The organism is Bacillus sp. GW821-FHT01G09 (genome assembly GCF_059422205.1).
On the sequence record NZ_JBWKWL010000001.1, the window covers coordinates 903,541 to 920,538 of the forward strand.

Below are 16,998 nucleotides of genomic sequence, written 5' to 3' on the forward strand. Positions count from 1 at the left end.
TTCACCTCTAAGTCCGGTATGGCTTGCTCATGGCACGTTCAAACAAGTCCTGCAAAATGCTGTAGATCATGGTAAGAATCCAATAGACGATCGCAATCGCCAAGTACGTCTCAAAATATTTGAGGTTTCCTGAAGCGTACATCTTCCCTTGGGCGAACATCTCCATGACCCCTAATGTAAAGGCCAGTGACGTTTCTTTCAGGAGCCCGATAAATGTATTGCCCGTTGCCGGAATCGCATTTCGGATCGCTTGCGGCAAAATAATCCGTCTGTATGCCTGAAATTTTGTCATACCGACAGACAGGCACGCCTCCAGCTGCCCGTCATCAACAGAATTGAGGGCGGCCCGGAAGATTTCTGCCAAATATGCTGCATTTTTTAAGCTTAACCCGATGATGGCAGCTGTGAGAGCTGTCATTTTGCTCATCTCTGGAAACAGCTGCGGCAGCCCGTAATAGATTAAGAACAGCTGCACCAGTGTCGGCACGCCTCGGAAAAAGGATATATACAGCTTTGACAGCTGATGAAGCACTGGAATTTTGTTCTTTGTAATGAGTGCGAGAATAAGTCCTCCGATAATGGCAAAAATCATAGCCGCTATGGCCATAAACAACGTGATCGGAAGGGCCTGAATTAAAGTCGGGAACGCTGATATCATGAATTCCCAATCAATCGTGTTCATTCTGGTGAGTCACCGCCGTTTCTTAATGCTTCTGTTCTACTGTGATATCTTCATTAAAGTATTTTTCAGAGAGTTTTTTCAGTGTTCCGTCTTTACGCAATTCATCTAGCGCCTTATTGACTTTTTTGCGGAGCTTGTCGTGCGCATCGCCCTTGGCAAATGGGAATGCAACCTGTTCGTAAACAATCGGATCTCCCGCAAGCTTTAATGGCAAACCGGTCTTCTTGATTTGCGCGATCAATACAGTTCGGCTGTTGACATAAGCGTCTACACGGCCGTACGCAACATCCTTCAGCGTACCCTCTTGTGTTTCGTACGTTTTGATATTGATTTTTTTATCAGGATCTTTGCTTTCAAGGTTTTTCGCGTGGTTTGAACCGAGAACGGCTGCGACTGTCTTGCCTTTTAAATCGTCTACTGATTTGATATCAGTATTGTCTTTTTTGACGACAATCTGTGTTCCGGCATAAGCGTATGGTTTCGTAAAGTTATACGTTTCCTTACGTTCGTCTGTCACAGCTACCTGGTTGGAAATGGTATCAAGCTTGCCTGTTTGAAGCTCCCCCATCAGCCCGCTGAATTCAAGCAGCTTCCAGTCCAGTTTCATGTCAATTTTCTTAGCGACCGCTTCCATCACTTCCACGTCAAAACCTGTCAGCTTTCCGTTTTCTTTATAAGCAAATGGGTAACTTTGTCCTGTCGCACCGACATGAAGCACATTGTCATCCTCTTTACTGCTGCTGTTTCCATTGCCGCAAGCTGAGAGTACCGCTAATAATGCAGCAACGACCAGCACAGTCCATTTTTTCATTTTCATTTGATTTTCCCGCCTTTTCTTTTTTTATAGATCATGTCGCAATTGTTTTTTCATATAGACTGTGATATGCCCTTTTCCAAGGTCTTGTTCACCTGAGCGGACATACCCTTTTCGTTCGTACATCTCAATCAGCCACGGATGCTTATCCGCTGTTCCGAGTGAGACAAACGGAACCTTTAACGTATCGCGAAGGATTGTTTCCTCCAGCCATTGAAGCAGCTTTGTTCCGATTCCTTTTTTACCGGTGTCGGGGTCCACAGCGAACCACCAGATATGCGGAACGCCATACGGTCCCGGCTGTTTTCCCCAAGGCATTCTCAAGGTGATGGTCGCGATGATCCGCCCGTCTTCTTCCATGACGTAGCAAGCGTTTTTCCGAATATTTTGCAGCACCAAATCTAAATCCGCATGAGCGGCAGCAAAACGAATGCCAAGCTTTCGAATCGGTTCATAAGCCCGCAATGTCAGCGCGAGGAGCTGTTCAGCATCACGTTCAACTGCAAGGCGATATTGTGGCTTCATCTAGCGTTCCTCCTTACTTTGCATAGCGGTTTACCGGCTTTTCCAAACCGAAGTGCTCTCGTAATGTTGTGCCTTCATATTCTTTTCTGAACACGCCGCGCTCCTGTAAAATCGGAACTACTTGATCAACAAACACTTCAATTCCTTCTGGAAGAAGCGGAGGCATGATGTTAAACCCGTCACACGCTTTCTTATCCACCCATTCCTGCATCTTGTCGGCGAGCTGCTCCGGCGTGCCGACGAAGATATGGTGGCCTCTGGAGCCTGCAACGTATTTGTAAAGCTCTCGTATCGTCATATTGTCCCTTTCAGCCATTTCCTGAACAAGCTTGAAGCGGCTCTTCACCGCATTAGAAGCTTCTGCGTCAAGCTTCGGCAGCGGCCCATCAAGCGGATATGCCGACAAATCAATTCCGCCTAAGTAATTTTGGAGAATTTGCAGACCGACAGATGGGATAATCAGATCTTGAAGCTCCTTGTATTTGGCTCGCGCTGCTTCTTCTGTATCGGCAATGATTGGGAAAATACCCGGCATGATGGCAATTTTTTCTGGATCACGTCCGAATTCCGCAGCCTGTTCTTTAATGGATTGATAAAATTCTTGAGCTGATTCCAGGTGGTTTTGTGCTGTGAAGATCACTTCTGCTGTTCTGGCAGCCAGCGCTTTTCCGTCTCCTGATGATCCTGCCTGGATAATGACCGGCTGGCCCTGCGGCGTTCTTGAAACGTTCAGAGGTCCGCGAACCGAGAAATATTCTCCTTTGTGGTTCAGCTCGTGCATTTTTTCTTTGTCAAAGAATTCACCCGTTTCTTTATTACGGATAAAGGCGTCCTCTTCCCATGAATCCCAAAGCCCCTTTACAACTTCGACAAATTCCTCTGCCCGCTGATAACGCAAATGGTGTTCAAGGTGCTTTTCACCGCTGAAATTCAGCGCTGTTGATTCAATAGATGAAGTGACGACGTTCCATCCGGCACGGCCGTTGGACAAATGATCCAATGACGCAAACTGTCTGGCAATATGGAATGGCTCGCTGTATGTAGTGGAGGCTGTTGCTGTCAGTCCGATTTTTGATGTGACCTGCGCCAAAGCAGAGAGCAGGGTGAATGGCTCAAACCTTGTTAATACATTTGGGTGTGATTTGCTGTCAATCGAAAGGCTGTCCGCTAAAAACAGCATATCAAGCTTGCCTCGCTCCGCTGTTTTCGCAAGCTCTTTAAAATAATCCAAATTCATGCTCGCATCTGACGGCGCGTCCGGGTGCCGCCAAGACGCGACGTGATGGCCTGTACCTGCTAAAAATACCCCTAATTTGATTTGTTTCTTTTTGCTTGTCATGACGATACTCCTTTTATCATGTTTTTAGGCTGAATAATCCGAAAAATAAACTCCTATATTCCTAGTCGTTTAATATGAATAAATCAAAATGTACCTTTGTCTTGGACGTTTGTCAATGAGTTAAGATTAATTTTTTCTATTCAAGCGAAAAGACCCTTGCGTGACCATGATGGAACGGCATTGATTCATTCAACTAGTGCAACCTCTATATCGGCAAGAAAACTGAGTCTAATGAAGCAAAGACTCAGTTTTCATCCAAGAATTTCATATAAGATTTCGCCATTTCCTTTGCCTTTTCTTCGCTTTTGCAAACCGCCTATCCATTCAGACGCCGTAACGATTGTATAAAAAAACAGCTGACTCCAGATATTCAAACCGGAATCAGCTGATTGATGTGAATTAATTAAGCTCATGAATACTCTCTTCTGCTTTAGCGGAAAACACTTTAGGCTCCAAACAGTCAAGGTCTTCATGAAATAAATTTACTTTTTGGATTTGCCGATTGTCATAGTGGTGGAAATAGTAGTTTCCAGTTTCGTTGCACATCACGGAAGTATATTGCGTATAATGAATTTCGTCTTCTTCCGTTATCACTGCGCCCTTTGGTATCGTCATATTTGCCAAAATTTGAAAAACGGCTGTTACACCTTTCGTTTCATCGGCCGCCGGCTCTAGATGTTCTTTCAAATAAACAGCTCTGACAAACCGGGAAGGCGGTGTATAATCCCCCGGCAGACCAACAGTTCCTAAGCCTTGGCCAAAAGCAGAAAGGGCTAATCCGCCCATCTCTTTGCTCTCTAATTGCTTCGGTCTGATTCCTGTATATTGCTGCAGATTGGTTACATGCCATATAAAGTCGGGGCTGTTCGTCATGACACCAGGTTGATTATCATAGACTTTGAGGCCGTCTGCTCTCGGTTCTATCGTCAGGCTTCGGCCTGTCCGGTCTGACAATATCCAGTGAAGCGGTAAAACTGTATCCAATAGATCTAATTTTTTCTCTACAATCGTTAAAGATCGAATCTTTTCTTTTACGTCTTCCAAAGACTTACAGACTGACAGCACCCATGTCACAAACTCATGCGGGGCAATGTGAACGGTATCTTCCCGTATCGTTTTTTCGTACTCCGCATAGCCCGGAAAATAAAGTGCAGCACACGATAAACCGTTTTCATTAACGCCGTCTGCAAATAAAATATTACCAAGTTTTCTTCCCATACCGATAAATGCGTACTGTGTCTGATGGGCCTTTCCGTCAGCTTCACTATTCCAACTGTAACGGCGCGGATAGAGAGTCACCTCTGTCCCCAGCTGAAATGCAAAATCCATTGTTCTCGCTAATACATGTTTACGGTCAGCAGTTTCCAATGTAAGACTTGTGCACATTTGATCAGTCCCCTTTTCAATTCAGATTAATATCATACATATTGTGAACGAATTGGTTTTATCAGCATAACGAAAGTCAAATCGGTTCGTCAAAGAATTGACATTACATCAAATAAAACGAAAAAATCCAGCCTTTAGAAGGCTGGATTTTTTATTATTTAGCCAAAACAAGCTCGTGAATCGCATGCGCAACACCATGTTCATTATTGGAGCGTGTTTGAAAGTTTGCGGCTTCCAATACTTCTGGGATGGCGTTTGCCATGGCAACCCCGCAGCCCGCCCATTCGATCATTGTCAGGTCGTTCCCATTGTCGCCTATGCACATGACTTCCGCCTGTTCAATTCCAAGCAGCTGTGCCAGCTGGCGTACAGCATTTCCTTTGCTGGCTTCCGGGTGCAGAATTTCATAAAAGAAAGGCGCACTTCTGACCATTGTATATTTTTCTCTCACGTCTTTTGGAATCGATGTAATGACGCGGCTTAAGTTCTCCGGTTTATCAATAAACATCACTTTCGGGATGAGGATATCTTTTGGCACCTCGTCAATCTTGCGGAAATGAAGTGGCACCTGTGTCACATAGGATTCGTATACGGTAAATTCGCTAATATCCCGGTTAGGCGTATACAAATTAGATGAGTCAAAGAAATGCATCGGCGTCCTCAGCTCTAAGCTCAGGTCATATAATGAAGTCAAATCATCATAACCGAGAGACAGCTCCGAGACCACTTCATTTGTATGCGTATTTTGAACAAGCGCTCCATTATACGCAATAACATAGTCGCCTTCTTCAATTAAATTCAGTTCATCTAAATATCTCTGCACACCCCCGATAGGCCGGCCGGTGCAAAGCACAATTTTGACACCTTCCGCTTTTGCCGCGTGAAGGGCGTCGCGGACCTCCTCTGTTACTTCATGATGATCATTTAAAAGTGTTCCATCCATATCAATTGCAATTAGTTTGTACATCCTGCATCTCCTTCATGTCGTTTTCAGGCTATAGTCCCATCATATCGTTTTTTCTTTTTGATATTCAACCGGAAGGGATGGTTTTCTCCGAATTCTATTTAGACGACGCCCTTGTCTTCGGATACGCAAGCGCGGTTTCCGCTTTCTTTCTGCCTTGACGCCGTTTTCTGCTTTTTTCTGTTTCATCAGCAGAATGCCGGCAGCTAGAAAAGGAATGCCGGTTATATTCAAGATGGCAAGCTTCACACCCGCCGCGATGAAAAAGAACCCCCATGAAGATGATGGATTCCGTCTGATCATGACGTAAGCCGCCATTTCCAGAACGATCAGGATGGCATGAAGCGCTATGCCATAAATCAGCAATACAAGGGCAAAAAACAAAACATAATTCACGATTGCCCCTGAGTACATCATAGCGCGCATCATTTGTATAAACGATAAGGACTGCATGGAGCCGCTGATGACATTAGGGTTATAGATCGTATAGTCACTAAATAACTGTTTGACTTTGAGAAAAGCCCCTAATATAAATATCCACTGAATGATATGTAAAACAAGCCCCGCTGCCACCAGTCTTTCAGCTTTTTGATTTCTCATCTTTCTCCTCCCTGCCGGTCTTTGATTCGATTCTTGTCATCGTTTTTCTCTGTCCATTTTGCTCCCATATCAATGTCCCGTTTTCTACTCTTATCAGCGTGCTTTTGAGCGGATAATAGGGGCCGAGGTACTGAATCTCGATAGACCCGTCAGTGCTTTGGGAAATCACCTTGTATGCCATAAAAGGCAGCTGTACCTCTCCTCTTCCTTCAATCACTTCCGTTTCCACAACCTCGTCTTCGGTAAATGTGACTGTTGCTGATTTCACACCGTCCGTTGGCCCGGGGGCACGCCCCTCATCCCACGTTCCGTAATAAAACGGCGTCTCTTCTTTTTGCTGCTGGCAGCCCGATACCATGATGCATACAGCAATTAAAAACAAAATGCCATATTTGTTTCTCAAGGGGATCACCATTCTTTCCTCCTTTTTTGGGCGAATGCCGTGCCACTGTGCCAATGACTACATAAGTTATAAGGAATTCACCCACAAGGAGACTGATCACATGAACCCTTATCAATATTACAGCCCTCAGCTGCCTCAGCAGGAACCTTACTATAGCCACTATGAGTACAATCCTTATCCGCAGCAGGATGTATACGATCCATACCAAATGGACAGACAGCCGGCATTGGAAAGAAGAATCGCAGCACTTGAACGGCAAAATGAACAGCAGTCAAGAGAATTAACCCGTCTGACAAACGAAGACCGCCGTCAAAATCGGGAAATTGCACGGATTGCCGAACAGGTCAATCAGCTAAGCCAGGCTGTTGAACGCCATACACGCCGCCTAAATCGGCTCAATCAGCGCCTCCGCACAGTAGAAAACAGGCTGAATATCCCATTTACTGCAGGGGAAGGCGGTTTCTGAGCAAACAAAGAAAAAAAGCGGAATACGATTCTCCCATTTCAGGGTTTCGTTTTCCGCAATTCTTATATGTTACAACGGAACATTTACATAAAAAGGGTTTGTACCCAGTATACAATCTTTACCGTTTTTATTCAAAGATAGAGGGGCTGAGGAAAATAATTGTAGTTCCTCTTTGACGGAATTTCTTTTCATTCAAGTTGCATGATAATACCGACTCACGTCAATCGATACATGGAGGGATTATTCATGCATAATACACAACACGGCTTGCAGCAGCTGAATCAATGCCGCCAGACTGCTCAGCAGCTCATTCAGCAAACACAGCAAAGCAGCCAGCAATATCGCCAAATGCTTCATCAGGAACAGCAAAACATCCAAATGCTGCAGCAGATTCTAAACCACGAACAACAAGCTGCACATACCATTCAGCAAGCACTGCACGGGCATGACATGGCGATTCAAAAGTGCCAGCAGGTTGTCAACATGTGCAACCAAATGCAACAGGAACTTACTGGACAATCCAGCGTCATGAATACGAATGTGTCTACACTTCCGTTCGGCCAAAACACGCCATTTCAGCAGCAATCCTACCAGCAGTAACATATAAAAAGCTCAACACAATGCGAGTGTTGAGCTTTTTTTCTTACTGTTCTTTGCGAATATGTATATCCTGAATAGACTGTTTCGGTGCATGAAATCTGCTCTCGGCTTCACTTCTTGCCTCGGCAAAAGCCCGCGCCTCCACATGATCTTTGTAGACATCCAGCTGAATCAAATACAGCGGGCGCACTTTAAATCCATGAATAATGGTTACCGCCCATAACGGGACCACAATAAAAACACCGGGCAGATCGGGCAAAACAAAACCAAACGCAAAAATGAAAAAATAAATGATGCCGTACATGATCCACTTTCTATTTCTAACCTTGATGCCAATAAATAAAAAGGCAAAAAAACTGGTAATGGCAAAAGGCATGAAAATAAACAGCATCCACCAGCTATGCAGCCATTCCCAAGCGGCACCTCTTTTTGTAATTCCCATATTTTTCTCCTCCTATTTACCTATAATAATCGATTAGGCATACCGCGTCACCCATAAACGGGAAAAACTTTCTCCCTTAAAAATAGTGATAGACGGAGAACAGGTTTCTTGCTATATTATTAATTGATAATGATAATCATTACTAATCTATTGAGATACATAGTGGGAGGGTTCTTGATGAAAAAGAACATATTGCTCGTGGGCATGCTTGTGCTGCTTCTCATGTTTGTCAGCGCTTGCAGCGGCACGGCTTCTAAAGGGAGCTCAAGCGATTCTGCTTCCGAAAAAACAGAAATGAGAACATACAAATCACCAAAAGGGAACGTCAACATTCCTGCACATCCGAAACGCATCGTCACTGATTTTTATGCCGGTGAATTGCTGTCTGTCGGGGCCAATGTGGTCGGCTCAGGCTCATGGTCATTTGATAATCCGTTTTTAAAATCAAAGCTGAAAAATGTGAAGGATGTCGGTGATCCAATCAGCGTTGAAAAAGTGATGGAGCTTCAGCCTGACTTAATTGTTGTCATGAATGAAGAGAATGTTGATAAATTAAAGAAAATCGCTCCGACTGTTGTCATACCTTATAACACAGCGAAAAACGTAGAAGACACAGTCAGCATGTTCGGAGATATCGCCGGAGCGAAAGACAAAGCAAAATCATTTATGGCTGACTTTAACAAAAAAGCGGAAACAGCTAAAAAGAAAATTGCCGGCGTCATCGACAAAGATGCGACCTTCGGCATTTATGAAAACACAGACAAGGGCGAATTCTGGGTGTTCAATGACAATGGCGGACGCGGCGGCCAAGCTGTATACAATGCACTTGGGTTAAAAGCGCCTGAAAAAATTGAGCAAGATGTCATCAAAAAAGGAGAGATGAAACAGCTCTCTCAAGAGGTTATTCCTGAGTATGCCGCAGATTATATGTTCATTACGGATTACAACCCGAAAGGCGAAAGCAAAACACTCGACAAGCTGGAGAATTCCTCTATTTGGAAGAACCTTGACGCTGTTAAACATAATCGCGTGTTTATCAATGACTTTGACACGTTCTACCCGTACGACCCGATTTCTGTCAGCAAACAGGTGGATATCATCACCGACATGCTGATCAAACGGGCCGAAGAAAATAAAAAATAAAAAAACGGCACAGTCATGACGCTGTGCCGTTTTTTATGATTCACTTTAATTTTGACTGTACAAAGTCCGGCATATCTTCAAACTTGACTTCTTCCCAAGTCTCGACATACTTTCCTTTCGCCTTCACCTTCAAATACGCGTTCTTCCGAAGCTCTTTGCCGGCGAAAAAGGTCACTTCTTCTTTTTTTCCGGATGCATTGTATCCGTCTAATGTATACTCAGTACCGCCTGGGCTAAGATGTTTGCCATCTCGATCAATCTGCACATAGACATCTTGCTGGTGAATAAACGGATTAAATCTGTCTGTAACATCGTTATGAAAAAAGAGAAGCCCGCATATTACGGCAGCAGCCGCCAAGACGGCCAGGATTGCCATTGCTTTTTTCATCTTTGCACTCCCCTTACTTGTTCATTTTTTTCAAATAGCTTGACCGCACCGCGAGGAAGAATAGAAGCTGAAAAATGAAAAACCCTCCGATGGTAAGACTGAGCGGTCCCGCTACATCGGAATATCCTTCCACAGCCAATGTTCTCAAGGCAAACAGTGTATGCATGACGGCAATGACAAATGGAAAGAAGAAAAGAATGGCCAATTGTATTGTCACGCTTTGTGCCATTTCACGCTCGCTCAGGCCGATTTTGGCCAGTGAACGGTAGCGCTCCCGGTCTTCATCTAAATCAGTGAACAGCCTGAAATATAAGAAACTTGCTGCCGCGACAAAGAATACAATTGCGATAAACAGGCCGATAAATAAACTCAGGCTCGGCAGCTGCACCGTATCATAGTAAGTCCCGGCTTTTGAAGCAAAATCAGAATGCACGTCGATATAATTGCCGTAAATCTCATTTTGCAAGGATTGGCTGATCTCAAGACTGTCTTTCCAATGATCATAGCTGTAGCCGTATAATGACGCTTTATCACCGAGTGATTTCAGCTGATCAAAGGTTTGATCATTCACCGCGATGATGGCATTCAATGAGATCAGCGGTTTTTTGACTTCTTTTACCGACAGTTTTTGATCAGACATCTCCCCTTTTTGGTTCAGCAGCTTCAGCTGATCCGGCGCTTTGTTTTTGAAATTGCGGTCATACGTTCCCGGGAAATAGACAGCCTCGTCTTCTTTCAGGCCGTTCACTTTGACATGGAAGTATTTTGCCGCATCCGATTCACTGATCATGTAAACAGGGGGAACAGTTTCTCCTTCCTGATAGCGAACATAGGAAACATCTATTTTGTCTTTCTTATACGTAAAGCCGTGTGTTTTCAATTCATGGTCAATATCTTTCAAATGAGTCTGTTCTTTTGGATTGTTGCTGTAAGATAAATACTCCATTTCATAAGCGGACTCTTCCGCCCCGACGGTCGATTTGTACATCGCGAGCACGCCTGTCGCAGTAAACGCAACCGCAGAAATAATGCTGACAATAAAGAACAGGCGGGCGTTGTCTTTTAAACGATAGACAAGGTCAGAAACCCAGATGACGTTTTTCCCGCGCAGATAAAAGGTTTTCCACTTCTTCAGCGCGCGCAGAATCCATATGCTGCTTTGGCTGAAAAAGAAATATGTTCCGATGACGGTGAGCAGTAAAATGATAAACGGTTCGGCCCCGTGGACATTGCCTTTAAGAACCATGCCGTACCCGCCGCAAAGACAGGCGATGCCGAATAAGGACAGAAGCACGGACGGCTTAGGCTCCGGCTTAATCTTGTCAGTGCCCTTTATTAATTTGATAACCGTATTTGATCTGACAAAAAGGATCGTAAACTGCGATAAAAAGAAAAATAAGAGCAGAAATCCGCAGGCCGTAATACCGAGCGCTTTCCAAGGCATATACAAAGGCAGCGCGTCCATTTCTAAAATATAAGCGCCAACCGTAAAGAACGTCTTTGAAAAAATGAATCCTCCGATAATGCCGGCTGCAATTGACATGACGCCGATGATCATATTTTCCGCAGTAATGAGCTTTCTCAGCTGCCCCGGCGTGATGCCCTGCATGAGCAGGATGCCGAATTCTTTATTTCTCGATTTCAAAAATGCGTTAACCGAATACAGAACAAATAAGAAAGAAAAAACAAAGATCATCCATTCCGCAGCGGTTAAGCCTTTTTTGGCGATATTATTCAGGTAGCCTTCCTTTAATGCCGGATGAAACAGGAACATCGCAAAGGTAAAGAAAATCAAAACGGAAAAGGCGCTGCTTAAAAAGAATGCAAGATAGGCCCTTTTGTTTCTCGTGACGTTTTTATAAGCGAACTGAAGAAAGGTCATTTGCGTTTCCCCCCAGCATAGACAGCACATCGAGAATTTGTTCATAAAATACTTGGCGGTTTTCCCCGCGGTAAATCTCATTAAACAGTTCACCGTCTTTTATAAAGATGACGCGGCGGCAGTAGCTTGCCGCAACAGGATCGTGGGTCACCATCAAAGCCGTGACTTGATCATCCTGATTCAGGCTCTGCATCGTTTCCATGACGTCTTTTGACGCTTTGGAATCAAGGTTGCCCGTCGGTTCATCGGCCAGGATGAGTGACGGCTTATGAATGACCGCTCTTGCGATGGCGGCACGCTGGCGCTGTCCTCCGGATACCTCAAACGTCCGTTTGTTGAGCAGGTTTTCGATTCCGAGCTTTGCCGCGATGCCTTGCAGTTTTTCTTCCATTACAGACGGTGCTTCTTTTTCAAGCGTTAACGGCAGCATGATATTTTCACCGATTGTCAGCGTGTCCAGAAGGTTGAAATCCTGAAACACAAATCCGAGCTGCTTGCGGCGGAAATGAGCGAGCTTTGTCCGCTTCAGGCGATGCGGGTTTTCTCCGTGAATCAGGATATCGCCTGAATCCGGACGGTCGATCGTTGAAATGATATTCAAAAGCGTTGTTTTTCCGGACCCGGACGGCCCCATTACCGCCGTGAACTCGCCTTCTTCTATTGAAAATGAAATTTGCTTTAAGGCCTGATAGGACACTTGTCCTTTATAGGTTTTATTTATATGTTTGACTTCAAGCATATTCGCCATGAAAATCCTCCTTATGGTTTTATTCTTGTTGATCTGGGCTGCTTTCATGTAGTGCCGGGACGTTCAACATAAAAATCCCCTTGACATAAATCCATGTTATCAAGGGGAAACAAAGCGGGCTATGTTGTTTTCTTAACGCAGCCTTACATTTTTGTAAGAAATGAAAATCGAACTGATGTCCCTTCACCGGGAGACGAGCTGATGTCCACCGTATGATTGAGCTTATCTGTAATTTCTTTGACGAGATGGAGGCCAATTCCCGTAGATTCTTGGAAACGCCGCCCGTTTTCACCGGTGTAATAAGGGTCAAACACCCGCTTGATGTCTTGCGAGGGAATCCCGACACCGTAATCTTTGACTTCAAGCACCGTCCTGTCTTCATCGCGGAAGACATTCAGCTCAATTCTGTCACTCTTGCCCGCTGAATACTTGACCGCATTTGTGACCACTTGGCCGATCGCAAATTTGAGCCATTTGGCATCGGTGTAAATCTGATGATCATCGCAAACGTTCATTTTCGGATAAACGCGATATTGAATAAAAAATCGTTTATAGCTTTGAATAACTGATTGGAGAAGCTCGGACAGGGAAACCGCTTCAATTTTAAAATCCCGTTCAAACAGGTCGAGCCTTGAAGAATAAAGAAGCGTCTCCAGCCCGAATTCAATCTGCCGGACTTCTTTTTTGATTTGTTCAAAAACGGGCTCATCCTCTTCTTGAATGATTAAATTAATGACCGACAGCGGCGTCTTTACTTGGTGCACCCATTGATTCATATACGTCACCCGCGCGTCAAGCTTGGCTTCGGTCTCATGGAGCTTCTGGTGCTGCAGCCGGATCAGCTCCATCTGCTTTTCATACAGCTCTGAACAGAACACTGAAGAACCGAGATACGGGATATCCGTCCCTTCCTGCCCCGAGCTGAGCCAATGATACACTCCGCGGTCTTTGTACCAGCGATAGGCAAGATAGCCCGCCAAAATAAGAAGCTGCACGCCCAATATGTAAAACAAGTGAGAAAAAGAATGAAGACCCGCAAACCAGTAATAAAAGAAGACAAACAGCCCTTGAAGGAGAAAAAGCAGAATCAGCACTGCATGAGACCGGAGAAACAGCTTCATGACTGCGCCCTCAGCTGGTAGCCTTCGCCCCGCACCGCTTCAATAGAAACAGGCGCATTCAGCTCCCGCAGTTTTTTTCTGAGCCGCGTGATATACACGTTAAGTGTATTATCATCGATGAATATGTCGGTGTCCCACGTCTTTTCCATGAGACGGTCCCGACTCGTCACCTTTTCTCCCCGCTCAAGCAGCACTTCCAAAAGCTTGCTTTCTTTTTTAGAAAGCTCGCTTTTTTCATCCTGAAAACGCAGTTCAAACCGTTCCACAAAGAGCTGGACGCCGGCATATTCAACCACTTTCTCTCCCTGCTTTGCGGCGTACTCCCCGTACGCCCTCCGGATCTGGCTTTTGATTTTCGCCAGCACAATATCATAAGAAAACGGTTTTTCGATATAATCGTCTCCCCCGTTTTCAATCGCCATCACCTGATCCATTTCCCCGCTTCTGGCAGAAATAAAGATGATCGGGCTTGTGGAGTGCTGGCGGATCTGCCGGCACCAATAATATCCGTCATATGCCGGCAAATTGATATCAAGCAGCACCACATCGGGCTTTTCCCGCAAAAAGACATCAAGAACAGCTGTAAAATCCGCGGCGACCACTGTTTGATATCCGTATTTTTCAAGGTAATTCTGCAATAGTCCGCGAATGTCTTCACTGTCTTCCACAATCATAATTTTATTCAAACTGAACCACTCCCGTTTCTTACACTGCTGCCATCATCATAATCGTTTTGGGCGTATGGACGCAACACCGCACAAAAAAACCGCCATCTCGGCGGTTTCTGGTCTCTTTAGCCGACCTGCTGCTTAGCTGCTTTACCGGCTGATCCGAACTCTCTCATTTTGCTTCGCACTGTCTCTTCCACGGCTTCAATGCCGGGTGTCAAATAGCCGCGCGGTTCGTACAGATCGCTGTTTTCCTGAAACATGCGGCGTGTTTCGTCTGTCCACGCTACCATACATTCCGTATTGATATTGATCTTCGCGTGGCCGAGTGTGATGGCTTTTTTGATCTGATCCTGCGGAATCCCGGATGCCCCATGAAGAACGAGGGGAATATCAGTCATGCGGGAGATAGCCTCCATTTCCTTAAATCCGAGATTCGGCTCACCCTGATATTTGCCGTGTACAGAGCCGAGGGCGGCGGCCAGCGCGTCGATATTGGTTTCTTTGACGATCCGCTCACATTCCGTGATATCGGCATAGCGGACCCCGCCGACCAGGCCGTCTTCCATTCCGCCGACCGTGCCGACTTCGGCTTCTACTGACACGCCGTGTTTTGCGGCATAATCGGTGACTTCTTTTGTCATCGCGATATTCTCGTCAATCGGCTGATGGGAGCCGTCAATCATCACTGAGCTGAATCCGGCATCAATGGCCTGTCTGCAGCGTTCCGCACTGCTTCCGTGATCGAGATGAAGCACCACGGGAACGGTAATCGCCATGTCCTCCATTAACGCGCCGGCCATGGCGGCAATCGTTTTAAATCCGCCTAAATAGTCGACCAGGCGATCGGAAGCCGCGGCGATGACCGGTGATTGCTCCTTTTGCGCCGCCTGCAAAATCGCCTTCGTCCACTGCAAACCATTGATATTAAACTGGCCGATCGCATACTGCTCCCGCTTTGCATCTTCAAGAAGCTCTTTCATCGATACAAAAGCCATATTCACCCCTCCTTTATCCATTACATGTTGAAGTATTTTGATACGACGTCCACTGTTGTTTTTTTCGCTGTTTGAATGGCTTCCTCAGCAGTCAGCTTATAGTATTCAGGCCGGAAGAGCTCAACCGATACAACATCAGAGAAGCCGATTTCCTTCAGTGCTGATAAGTGGGCATCTAAGTCAATTGCCCCTTGTCCCGGCCATACACGATCCTCATCTGTTAAAAAGCCGATTGGGAAATCTTCTGTATCATCAATATGATAGATGAAGATTTTCTTTCCGTCCGCCTGCTTTAAGCTCTCAATATTTGAACCCATTGCATGGAAGTGAAAACTGTCAAGGACAAGTCCGACATTGTCACGGTTAACTGTGTTTACGATCTCATACGCCTGTTCAAACGTATTGACCGTACATTGCGGATGGCCGACAAATTCAAGCGCGATTTTTACGCCGTACGGCTCCGCGATATCTGACAGCTCAGTCAGCACGTCTACACTGCTCTTTTTGATCTCTTCTTTTACAATCTTCTGCTCTGTCACAAGCGGAACGGCCACCACATATTTCACACCGAGGGTTTTGCATGTTTCCATCATGCCTTTAAATTCAGTGATGATCTCGTTGTGGCCCTTTTCATCACGGTTGTTGAAGAAAACGAGTGCGTTTAGGGCAAGCGGTTTGATGTGGTGGGTTTGAAAATATTCCGCAAGGTCATCCAATGAATGATCTTTTAAGTACTCCGGCAGCTTATCCATTGTGCGGATTTCAATATAATCATAGCCGTGCTTTTCGCATAGTTCTAAATCCTGTTTAAGGTTTGAGTTTTCCAATGTTGTCGCTTCATTAAAACAAAGTTTCATGCCAGACTCCCCCATCTGCGTTTTAGATATGAAGGGAGTTCGGCAGGAAGGCTGTCGCCATATCCTGCCGAACTCCATGCTCAGCTTATGCCAGACCTAATTCTTCTTTCATTTTCTTAAGCATAAATCGGCTTGATTCATCCGCTCTTTCATCGACCCAAGCAAATACGGCATTCGTCGCAATTCCGTCGAACTTCATCTCTCTCAGTTTTCTGAAAATCGTATCAAAGTCAACCTCGCCTTGGCCAATGTCCAAATGCTGGTGAACCGTTACTTTCGCGTCAGGCGGATTGACGATGTAGCGAAGGCCATGAGCCGCTTTATGATTATAGGTATCTGCAAATAAAACATGTGTGAGGCGGTCGCCGGCTTCGTCAAACATGGTCTCGATGTCGCCTTTGCCGTCATCATAGAAGAACGTGTGCGCAGTCGAGTAGACAAGATTGATCCAATCCTTGTCAAGCGCGCGGATCATATCCATCGCACCTTTGTGCGTTTCGATAAAATCGTATGGGTGGGCTTGAAGATTGAGTTTCACGCCTTCTTTTTCAAAGACTGGCAGAAGCTCATCCATGGATTTGATAAATTTTTCTTCACTTGTTAAAGGATCATATTTTGAACCGCTGAATTCGCTGTTCATCAAATCCACTTCAAGTTCAACCGCAATTTCGATTGCCCGTTTCCAGTTGCGCACTGCTGCCTGGCGGCGGTCTTCATCGGGTCCCGCCCAGTGGTAAAGAGGAAGAAGCGATGAAAGCTTAACACCTGTATCTCTTAAAAGGCGCTTTAATTGTTTGATCTTTGCTGAATCGACTTTCGGATATTTATAAAACGGGCAAAAATCCTCGCGCGGCGATAATTCTATATATTCATAGCCGAGCTCTGCCGTTTTATAGACCATTTCCTCTAAAGTTAAATCATCACGATACATGGATGGATCCAATGCTAACTTCATATTTTCACTCCTCTGTT

General features: G+C 45.2%; 20 protein-coding genes and 1 pseudogene. 3 read left to right on the forward strand and 18 right to left on the reverse strand.

Translation table 11 applies throughout. The features are described from left to right. Positions 1 to 7 precede the first annotated feature (7 nt). The 9 genes and pseudogenes from AC07VD_RS04450 to AC07VD_RS04490 all read right to left on the reverse strand — a co-directional run bounded on the left by AC07VD_RS04450 (position 8) and on the right by AC07VD_RS04490 (position 6,725). Positions 8 to 682: an amino acid ABC transporter permease gene (locus AC07VD_RS04450; RefSeq protein WP_494721525.1), complete on the reverse strand. Its 675-nt coding sequence runs from the start codon at positions 680 to 682 to the stop codon at positions 8 to 10. 22 nt (positions 683 to 704) lie between these two features. Then, on the reverse strand, positions 705 to 1,499 hold the full coding sequence (locus AC07VD_RS04455; RefSeq protein ID WP_494721524.1) for an amino acid ABC transporter substrate-binding protein: 795 nt from the start codon (positions 1,497 to 1,499) through the stop codon (positions 705 to 707). Positions 1,500 to 1,523: 24 nt separating this feature from the next. Then, the gene (gene snaB / locus AC07VD_RS04460; protein ID WP_014478464.1) at positions 1,524 to 2,021 is read right to left on the reverse strand and encodes a sulfur-containing aminoacid acetyltransferase SnaB; all 498 of its coding nucleotides are present in this window, start codon (positions 2,019 to 2,021) and stop codon (positions 1,524 to 1,526) included. A 13-nt stretch (positions 2,022 to 2,034) separates the two neighbouring features. Further along, positions 2,035 to 3,360, reverse strand: coding sequence for an LLM class flavin-dependent oxidoreductase (locus AC07VD_RS04465; protein ID WP_130573059.1), 1,326 nt, complete (start codon positions 3,358 to 3,360; stop codon positions 2,035 to 2,037). A 185-nt stretch (positions 3,361 to 3,545) separates the two neighbouring features. Further along, positions 3,546 to 3,773, reverse strand: a pseudogene (locus AC07VD_RS04470) (hypothetical protein). Then, positions 3,760 to 4,746 (reverse strand): penicillin V amidase, encoded by a 987-nt coding sequence (gene yxeI, locus AC07VD_RS04475; RefSeq protein WP_217017316.1) that lies wholly within the window; start codon positions 4,744 to 4,746, stop codon positions 3,760 to 3,762. The pseudogene AC07VD_RS04470 and the gene yxeI overlap by 14 nt, the downstream one beginning before the upstream one ends. Positions 4,747 to 4,900: 154 nt before the next feature. Further along, a complete protein-coding gene (gene yidA / locus AC07VD_RS04480; protein ID WP_122895697.1) occupies positions 4,901 to 5,713 on the reverse strand; it encodes a sugar-phosphatase in 813 nt (270 codons plus the stop codon). A gap of 39 nt (positions 5,714 to 5,752) precedes the next feature. Next, positions 5,753 to 6,310, reverse strand: coding sequence for a hypothetical protein (locus tag AC07VD_RS04485; protein WP_217017318.1), 558 nt, complete (start codon positions 6,308 to 6,310; stop codon positions 5,753 to 5,755). Next, complete coding sequence (locus AC07VD_RS04490; protein WP_217017320.1) at positions 6,291 to 6,725, reverse strand: DUF3255 family protein; 435 nt, start codon at positions 6,723 to 6,725, stop codon at positions 6,291 to 6,293. Before AC07VD_RS04490 ends, AC07VD_RS04485 begins: the two co-directional genes overlap by 20 nt. Positions 6,726 to 6,813: 88 nt before the next feature. Between AC07VD_RS04490 and cotNE the strand changes: the two genes are divergently transcribed. Together cotNE and AC07VD_RS04500 are read left to right on the forward strand one after the other, a co-directional pair. Beyond that, the gene (cotNE, locus tag AC07VD_RS04495) at positions 6,814 to 7,179 is read left to right on the forward strand and encodes an inner spore coat protein CotNE (protein ID WP_003227093.1); all 366 of its coding nucleotides are present in this window, start codon (positions 6,814 to 6,816) and stop codon (positions 7,177 to 7,179) included. Positions 7,180 to 7,425: 246 nt separating this feature from the next. Further along, positions 7,426 to 7,779 carry a hypothetical protein gene (locus tag AC07VD_RS04500; protein WP_003236356.1) on the forward strand — a complete coding sequence of 118 codons (354 nt, stop codon included), beginning with the start codon at positions 7,426 to 7,428 and terminating at the stop codon, positions 7,777 to 7,779. 43 nt (positions 7,780 to 7,822) lie between these two features. On the opposite strand, the gene AC07VD_RS04505 is transcribed toward AC07VD_RS04500, so the two are convergent. Next, positions 7,823 to 8,221: a hypothetical protein gene (locus tag AC07VD_RS04505; RefSeq protein ID WP_003243293.1), complete on the reverse strand. Its 399-nt coding sequence runs from the start codon at positions 8,219 to 8,221 to the stop codon at positions 7,823 to 7,825. A gap of 177 nt (positions 8,222 to 8,398) precedes the next feature. Here AC07VD_RS04505 and AC07VD_RS04510 point away from each other — a divergent pair, with 177 nt between their 5' ends. Further along, positions 8,399 to 9,364 carry an iron-hydroxamate ABC transporter substrate-binding protein gene (locus tag AC07VD_RS04510; RefSeq protein ID WP_015385106.1) on the forward strand — a complete coding sequence of 322 codons (966 nt, stop codon included), beginning with the start codon at positions 8,399 to 8,401 and terminating at the stop codon, positions 9,362 to 9,364. Between the two features lie 40 nt (positions 9,365 to 9,404). Here AC07VD_RS04510 and AC07VD_RS04515 read toward each other — a convergent pair whose 3' ends face one another. From AC07VD_RS04515 to AC07VD_RS04550, 8 genes are all read right to left on the reverse strand, one after another. Then, complete coding sequence (locus tag AC07VD_RS04515) at positions 9,405 to 9,752, reverse strand: YxeA family protein (protein WP_024572303.1); 348 nt, start codon at positions 9,750 to 9,752, stop codon at positions 9,405 to 9,407. A 13-nt stretch (positions 9,753 to 9,765) separates the two neighbouring features. Then, the gene (gene yxdM / locus AC07VD_RS04520) at positions 9,766 to 11,634 is read right to left on the reverse strand and encodes an ABC transporter permease YxdM (RefSeq protein ID WP_461728049.1); all 1,869 of its coding nucleotides are present in this window, start codon (positions 11,632 to 11,634) and stop codon (positions 9,766 to 9,768) included. Then, positions 11,609 to 12,382 carry an ABC transporter ATP-binding protein YxdL gene (gene yxdL / locus AC07VD_RS04525; protein ID WP_024572301.1) on the reverse strand — a complete coding sequence of 258 codons (774 nt, stop codon included), beginning with the start codon at positions 12,380 to 12,382 and terminating at the stop codon, positions 11,609 to 11,611. Before yxdL ends, yxdM begins: the two co-directional genes overlap by 26 nt. A gap of 143 nt (positions 12,383 to 12,525) precedes the next feature. Continuing rightward, on the reverse strand, positions 12,526 to 13,503 hold the full coding sequence (gene yxdK, locus AC07VD_RS04530; protein ID WP_129092821.1) for a two-component system sensor histidine kinase YxdK: 978 nt from the start codon (positions 13,501 to 13,503) through the stop codon (positions 12,526 to 12,528). After that, positions 13,500 to 14,189: a two-component system response regulator YxdJ gene (yxdJ, locus tag AC07VD_RS04535; RefSeq protein ID WP_003243527.1), complete on the reverse strand. Its 690-nt coding sequence runs from the start codon at positions 14,187 to 14,189 to the stop codon at positions 13,500 to 13,502. Before yxdJ ends, yxdK begins: the two co-directional genes overlap by 4 nt. A gap of 107 nt (positions 14,190 to 14,296) precedes the next feature. Then, a complete protein-coding gene (gene iolJ / locus AC07VD_RS04540; RefSeq protein WP_129092822.1) occupies positions 14,297 to 15,169 on the reverse strand; it encodes a 6-phospho-5-dehydro-2-deoxy-D-gluconate aldolase in 873 nt (290 codons plus the stop codon). Positions 15,170 to 15,189: 20 nt separating this feature from the next. After that, the gene (iolI, locus tag AC07VD_RS04545; RefSeq protein ID WP_015250853.1) at positions 15,190 to 16,026 is read right to left on the reverse strand and encodes a 2-keto-myo-inositol isomerase; all 837 of its coding nucleotides are present in this window, start codon (positions 16,024 to 16,026) and stop codon (positions 15,190 to 15,192) included. Between the two features lie 85 nt (positions 16,027 to 16,111). Then, positions 16,112 to 16,981 (reverse strand): sugar phosphate isomerase/epimerase family protein, encoded by an 870-nt coding sequence (locus tag AC07VD_RS04550; protein WP_086344514.1) that lies wholly within the window; start codon positions 16,979 to 16,981, stop codon positions 16,112 to 16,114. Between the last annotated feature and the right edge of the window lie 17 nt (positions 16,982 to 16,998).

What these genes read in the sequence shown, in the direction of transcription:
- AC07VD_RS04455 (WP_494721524.1), bottom strand. Translation starts at nt 1,499, where the DNA reads ATGAAAATGAAAAAATGGACTGTGCTGGTCGTTGCTGCATTATTAGCG.
- AC07VD_RS04510 (WP_015385106.1), top strand. Translation starts at nt 8,399, where the DNA reads ATGAAAAAGAACATATTGCTCGTGGGCATGCTTGTGCTGCTTCTCATG.
- iolJ (WP_129092822.1), bottom strand. Translation starts at nt 15,169, where the DNA reads ATGGCTTTTGTATCGATGAAAGAGCTTCTTGAAGATGCAAAGCGGGAG.
- AC07VD_RS04550 (WP_086344514.1), bottom strand. Translation starts at nt 16,981, where the DNA reads ATGAAGTTAGCATTGGATCCATCCATGTATCGTGATGATTTAACTTTA.
- AC07VD_RS04485 (WP_217017318.1), bottom strand. Translation starts at nt 6,310, where the DNA reads ATGAGAAATCAAAAAGCTGAAAGACTGGTGGCAGCGGGGCTTGTTTTA.
- snaB (WP_014478464.1), bottom strand. Translation starts at nt 2,021, where the DNA reads ATGAAGCCACAATATCGCCTTGCAGTTGAACGTGATGCTGAACAGCTC.
- yxdL (WP_024572301.1), bottom strand. Translation starts at nt 12,382, where the DNA reads ATGGCGAATATGCTTGAAGTCAAACATATAAATAAAACCTATAAAGGA.
- AC07VD_RS04490 (WP_217017320.1), bottom strand. Translation starts at nt 6,725, where the DNA reads ATGGTGATCCCCTTGAGAAACAAATATGGCATTTTGTTTTTAATTGCT.
- cotNE (WP_003227093.1), top strand. Translation starts at nt 6,814, where the DNA reads ATGAACCCTTATCAATATTACAGCCCTCAGCTGCCTCAGCAGGAACCT.
- iolI (WP_015250853.1), bottom strand. Translation starts at nt 16,026, where the DNA reads ATGAAACTTTGTTTTAATGAAGCGACAACATTGGAAAACTCAAACCTT.
- AC07VD_RS04505 (WP_003243293.1), bottom strand. Translation starts at nt 8,221, where the DNA reads ATGGGAATTACAAAAAGAGGTGCCGCTTGGGAATGGCTGCATAGCTGG.
- AC07VD_RS04515 (WP_024572303.1), bottom strand. Translation starts at nt 9,752, where the DNA reads ATGAAAAAAGCAATGGCAATCCTGGCCGTCTTGGCGGCTGCTGCCGTA.
- AC07VD_RS04450 (WP_494721525.1), bottom strand. Translation starts at nt 682, where the DNA reads ATGAACACGATTGATTGGGAATTCATGATATCAGCGTTCCCGACTTTA.
- yxdM (WP_461728049.1), bottom strand. Translation starts at nt 11,634, where the DNA reads ATGACCTTTCTTCAGTTCGCTTATAAAAACGTCACGAGAAACAAAAGG.
- yxdK (WP_129092821.1), bottom strand. Translation starts at nt 13,503, where the DNA reads ATGAAGCTGTTTCTCCGGTCTCATGCAGTGCTGATTCTGCTTTTTCTC.
- yidA (WP_122895697.1), bottom strand. Translation starts at nt 5,713, where the DNA reads ATGTACAAACTAATTGCAATTGATATGGATGGAACACTTTTAAATGAT.
- AC07VD_RS04465 (WP_130573059.1), bottom strand. Translation starts at nt 3,360, where the DNA reads ATGACAAGCAAAAAGAAACAAATCAAATTAGGGGTATTTTTAGCAGGT.
- AC07VD_RS04500 (WP_003236356.1), top strand. Translation starts at nt 7,426, where the DNA reads ATGCATAATACACAACACGGCTTGCAGCAGCTGAATCAATGCCGCCAG.
- yxeI (WP_217017316.1), bottom strand. Translation starts at nt 4,746, where the DNA reads ATGTGCACAAGTCTTACATTGGAAACTGCTGACCGTAAACATGTATTA.